Origin of the sequence: Streptomyces sp. SID5910 (assembly GCF_009862125.1) — a bacterium.
GTDB lineage: Bacteria > Actinomycetota > Actinomycetes > Streptomycetales > Streptomycetaceae > Streptomyces.
In genome coordinates this window covers 1-4,348 of the sequence record NZ_WWHX01000716.1, presented here as the reverse complement: position 1 = coordinate 4,348, position 4,348 = coordinate 1, and the positions used below count along the sequence as shown (strand labels likewise).

At 71.3% G+C, this 4,348-nt stretch carries 3 protein-coding genes and 1 pseudogene; 2 read left to right on the top strand and 2 right to left on the bottom strand.

Annotation, left to right across the window (positions count from 1 at the left end):
• Together GTW67_RS24905 and GTW67_RS24900 are read left to right on the top strand one after the other, a co-directional pair.
• Positions 1-256, top strand: a pseudogene (locus GTW67_RS24905) (ATP-binding protein); the annotation flags it as partial.
• A 152-nt stretch (positions 257-408) separates the two neighbouring features.
• A complete protein-coding gene (locus GTW67_RS24900) occupies positions 409-1,800 on the top strand; it encodes a GAF domain-containing SpoIIE family protein phosphatase (protein ID WP_161167033.1) in 1,392 nt (463 codons plus the stop codon).
• A gap of 48 nt (positions 1,801-1,848) precedes the next feature.
• Here the strand turns inward: GTW67_RS24900 and GTW67_RS24895 are convergent, their stop codons facing one another.
• Both GTW67_RS24895 and GTW67_RS24890 read right to left on the bottom strand, forming a co-directional pair.
• Positions 1,849-2,886: a C40 family peptidase gene (locus GTW67_RS24895; protein ID WP_161167032.1), complete on the bottom strand. Its 1,038-nt coding sequence runs from the start codon at positions 2,884-2,886 to the stop codon at positions 1,849-1,851.
• A 174-nt stretch (positions 2,887-3,060) separates the two neighbouring features.
• On the bottom strand, positions 3,061-4,348 hold a 1,288-nt coding region (locus tag GTW67_RS24890), incomplete at its 5' end, for a hypothetical protein (protein ID WP_161167031.1).

The window sequence follows — 4,348 nt, the reverse complement described above, 5'->3', positions numbered from 1 at the left end:
TATCGCCAGGCGCTTCGACGCCCCGGTGACCGTGCTGCGCTTCGCCCCGGACGTCACCGACCTCCTCCAGCAGTACGCCGAGCGGGGCCGCACGGACCTCACCGCCGCGGATGTCCGTGCCTACGCCGCCCTCATGGCCCGGGACGCCGGTCCCGATCAGCTCCGCGCCAAGGGCGCCACCTCCGTCCATGACGTCCCCGGACGCCGCCGGTCGACCACGCCCGCCGAAGCCGCCGCGCACTTCTCCTTCGCGTGACGTGCCGCCGAGACGGTGAGGCGTTACGCCGACCGGCTGCCCAGGGGCGGCACACGTCCGGCTGCCGGGTGAGGGTGGCGGAAGCCGGTTCGAGCAGCGGATCCGGCTCGCGGTGTGTCACGCGTGCGGACGGCAGAAGGGAGGCAGGCACGATGGCGGCGGAGTGGCAGAGGACACCGGACGACGACCAGGGTGACGACTCGGTCGACGAAGAACCGGAGGAGTCCTACACCTCGCTGCTCGACCTCCCCCTCAGCTCCGACCTGAACCGGATCGGCGAGCAGCTGCACGCCCTGGCCCGTGCGCAGAGCACCTTGCAGGAACTGCTCCAGGCGGTGGTGAACATCACCGGCGAACTGGAGTTGCCCACGGTGCTGCGCCGCATCGTCCGCACAGCGATGGATCTGGTGGGCGCCCGCTACGGTGCCATGGGAGTGCTCGACCAGGACGGCCGGCTCCTGGACGAGTTCATCCCGCTGGGGCTCACCGCGCAAGAGCTGGCCGACTTGGAAGGCGTGGAGCTGCCGAGAGGCAGGGGCCTGCTGGGGCATCTGATCCACCACCCCGAGCCACTGCGGGTCAAGGACATCTCGCGCCACCCGGAGTCGGCCGGCTTCCCTCCCGGGCACCCGCCCATGCGCACCTTGCTCGGCGTCGCGATCAGCGTACGAGGGCAGGTCTACGGCAACCTGTACCTCTCCGAACGCAAGGACGGGCAGCCCTTCGACCGGCACGACGAAGGCGTGATCCGCGCGCTCGCCGGCACGGCCGGGGTGGCGATCGAGAACGCCCGCCTGTACCAGCAGGTCCGCAACAGCAGCGAACAGTTCCAACGGCTGCTGCTGCCCCGCCTGCCCGACCTGAGGCCCTTCGCCGCCGGCGCGGCCTACCGCCCGGCGAACTCTCCGGCCGCCGTGGGCGGCGACTGGTACGACGCCATGCTGCTGCCCGACGGGTCGTGCGTGGCGGTGATCGGTGACGCCGTGGGGCACGATCTGCGGGCCGCGGCCGACATGGCCCAGATCCGCAACATGCTGCGGGCCCTGTACTTCGACAGGAACGCGGCGCCCAGTGCCTCCCTCGCGCGGCTGGACCGGATCATGAACGCCGCCCTGGACGAGGCGCCCATGGCCACGGCCCTGCTGGCCCGGCTGGAGCCCGCCGACAGTGCCTGGCAGCTGTGCTGGTCCAGCGCCGGACACCCGCCCCCGCTTCTGCTGCTGCCCGACGGACGGGTCCGCTACCTGGACACAGAGCCCGGCCCCCCGCTCGGGGTGGCTCCCGACCTCCCGCGCCCGGACCACTGTCAGGCGGTACCGGTGGACAGCACGATCGTCCTCTTCACCGACGGTCTCGTCGAGGTTCCCGGCCAGCCGCTGGACCGGGGACTGGACGCCCTGGCCGTCACCGCATCCCGGTTCGCCGGCCGGCCACCGGACGAACTGTGCCGGGCACTCGTCACCCACCGTCCGGGCAACGGCCACGACGACAAGGCCGTCATCGCCCTTCGCACCCCACCGTTGACGGGCTACGCCTGCTCCTGACCCCGAGGTCGACTGAGGTGCCTCCAGCCCGCTGCCGCCGGTGGGAGGTCAGACGCGGACACCGAACATGAACGGTCCGCCGATGGTGTCCATCGACTCGTACCGTACGACCGTACCGGTGCGAGGGGCGTGCAGGATCTGGCCGTTGCCCGCGTACAGGCCCACGTGGTGGAGGTCGTTGAAGAAGAAGACCAGGTCGCCGACCTGGAGCTGGCTGCGTGAGAGGCGGGTCCCGATGCCCGACTGGGCCTCGGAGGTGCGCGGTATGGAGACGTCGGCCTGGGCGTAGGCCCAGGAGGTCAGGCCCGAGCAGTCGTACGAGGAGGGACCGGTGCCGCCGCGGATGTAGGGCTTGCCGAGCTGTCCCTGGGCGGCGGCGAAGGCGGCGCCGGCCCGGCCGGACGCGGGGGCGTGGTGGCCGATGTCCACCTGCTCGGCGGAGGAGCGGCTTGCGCGCTGCTGCTCGGTGGCGAGGTCCGCCTTCTCCTTCGCCGTCAGGGTGTTGAGCAGCTTCTGCGCCTCGGCGAGCTTGCCCTGGACCTCCTTCTCCCTGTCGCCCAACTCGGTGCGGGTGGTGGCGAGATCCTCAAGCTTCTCGGTGGCCTCGGCGCGCTCCTGGGCGAGTTGCCGCTGCTTGCCCTGGATCTTCTGGAGGGCTTCGACCTGCTGGCTGCTCAACTGGTCGAGTGTGGACGCCTTGGCGAGGAAATCGTCCGGGTCCGAGGAGAGGAGGAGCTGGACCGAGGGATCGATGCCCCCGGATCGGTACTGGGCGGCGGCCAGCGAACCAAGACCGTCCCGCAGCGTGTTCAGTTCCTGCTGGCCGCGGGCGACGCTGTCCTGGACGGCGGACACCTCCTCCTGGAGCTTCCGTTGCTTCTCGTTGGCCGCGTTGTACTTCTCCGTGGCCTGCTCCGCCTGCACGTAGAGCTTGTCGACCTTGGCCTTGACCTCGTCCTTGCCGAGCTTCTGACCGGGCGTGGCGTCGGCGGTGTTCGCGCTCAGGGCGACGGCAGCGGCGGCCGCCGTGGTCAGCACGCTCACGCGCGTGCGGCTCGGCTGCTTGGGCCGACGATGGGACGTCATGGAAACGGACTCCTGTTCCTGTTCCTTGAGAGGAGAGGGGAAGAACCGGCCCCCCGGCCGACCAATGAAGAGTCGATCACGGGCACCTGGGGAGGACCATGCAGAACTACCGGCAGAAGTAGCGTCCGTATCGATCGCTGTCCCGCGGCCAACTCATGTGCTCAGTCACAGCACTCACCGCCCGTACGCCAGATCCGCCATCACGGCGGGCGGCAGGGACGGGTTGGCCGCTGCTGCTTCCGCCACCTGCCAGTCCCCGTCGGTCAGGAGTTCCGCGATGACGGGTGGCGGGAGCGCCGGGTGGCCGGCGGCCACCGGTCTCGCTCGTCTGTCCGCCAGGCAGACGAGCAGCGCCGAGGCCGACGCCCGGCGGTGCCGGGCCACCTCACGGAACACCCGCTGCGCCGCCGGCTCGTGCCGGACCAGGTCGTCGAGGAGCGCCGTGGGCGCGTCCGGGTTGGCCGCCACCTTGGCCAGGACCTGGACACCGTGACGGCCGACCACGCCGCGCAACTGTGCTTCGGTGAGGCCCAGGTGCGGGGGGAGGGCCTTGGCCACCTTCGCATCGGGATCGTCGACCAGCCGGCCGCGTATCCCGGACGGCAGGTCGCGCCGCTGGGCCACCAGCATTCGGACAGCCGGCTCCGGTGACTTGGCCAGCCCTTCGACCTCGGCGTCAGAGGCGGCGGCGATACGGGGCAGAAGGGTGGCGCCGATCCTGGTGTTTCCGGCCAGGAGGGTGAGCACGTCGAGTGGTACGCGGGGATGATGCGCGAGCCTGCGGCGCACCTCGGGGTCACGGTCGGCGGCCAGTGCGCGGATCAGGGCCTCATCGATCGCAGGGTTCTCGGCAACGTCGGCGCGGGCACCGGGAGTCGGGTCCGAAGCCAGCCGCGCGTAGACCTCTCGGGGCAGGTCCTGGCGTCCGGCGAGCGCCCAGCGCAGGAGCATCGACGGATGGTCCACAAAACCGACGACGGCCTCGGCAGGAGTGGCAGGGTTACGGAGTGCCGCCTCCCACATGGCGTGGACGGTGGACTCGTGGGATCCGTCGCATGACGCACCCGGCGGCAGTTCACAGTCGAGCCGTGGGCACTCGGGATCGTGGACGAAGGGAACATCCTCGCGGTCACAGACCAGACAATGACGTGCCGCGGACAGTCCTTGCCCGGTCACCAACGCTGCCAACGCGGCCGGGGGCGTCTCCTCGTTGCCCGCGACCGCGCGGCGGACCTCGGCGTGCGGATGCGCCGCGAGTCCCTCGGCCACGTCCGAGGTGGCCGACAACGCGAGCTCGGCGACCACCCGCACGTCCGGATCCGCCGTGAGCGTGTCGACCACGTCGGACGGGAGACCGGGGCAGGCTGCCAGCCTCTCGCGGCGCCCACGGGCGGGATCGGTCGCGAGGAGCCTCGCCCACTCCGGGCGGCCGAGACCCAGGTCGAGCAGGGCGAGGGCGGCG

What these genes read in the sequence shown, in the direction of transcription:
- GTW67_RS24895 (WP_161167032.1), bottom strand. Translation starts at nt 2,886, where the DNA reads ATGACGTCCCATCGTCGGCCCAAGCAGCCGAGCCGCACGCGCGTGAGC.
- GTW67_RS24900 (WP_161167033.1), top strand. Translation starts at nt 409, where the DNA reads ATGGCGGCGGAGTGGCAGAGGACACCGGACGACGACCAGGGTGACGAC.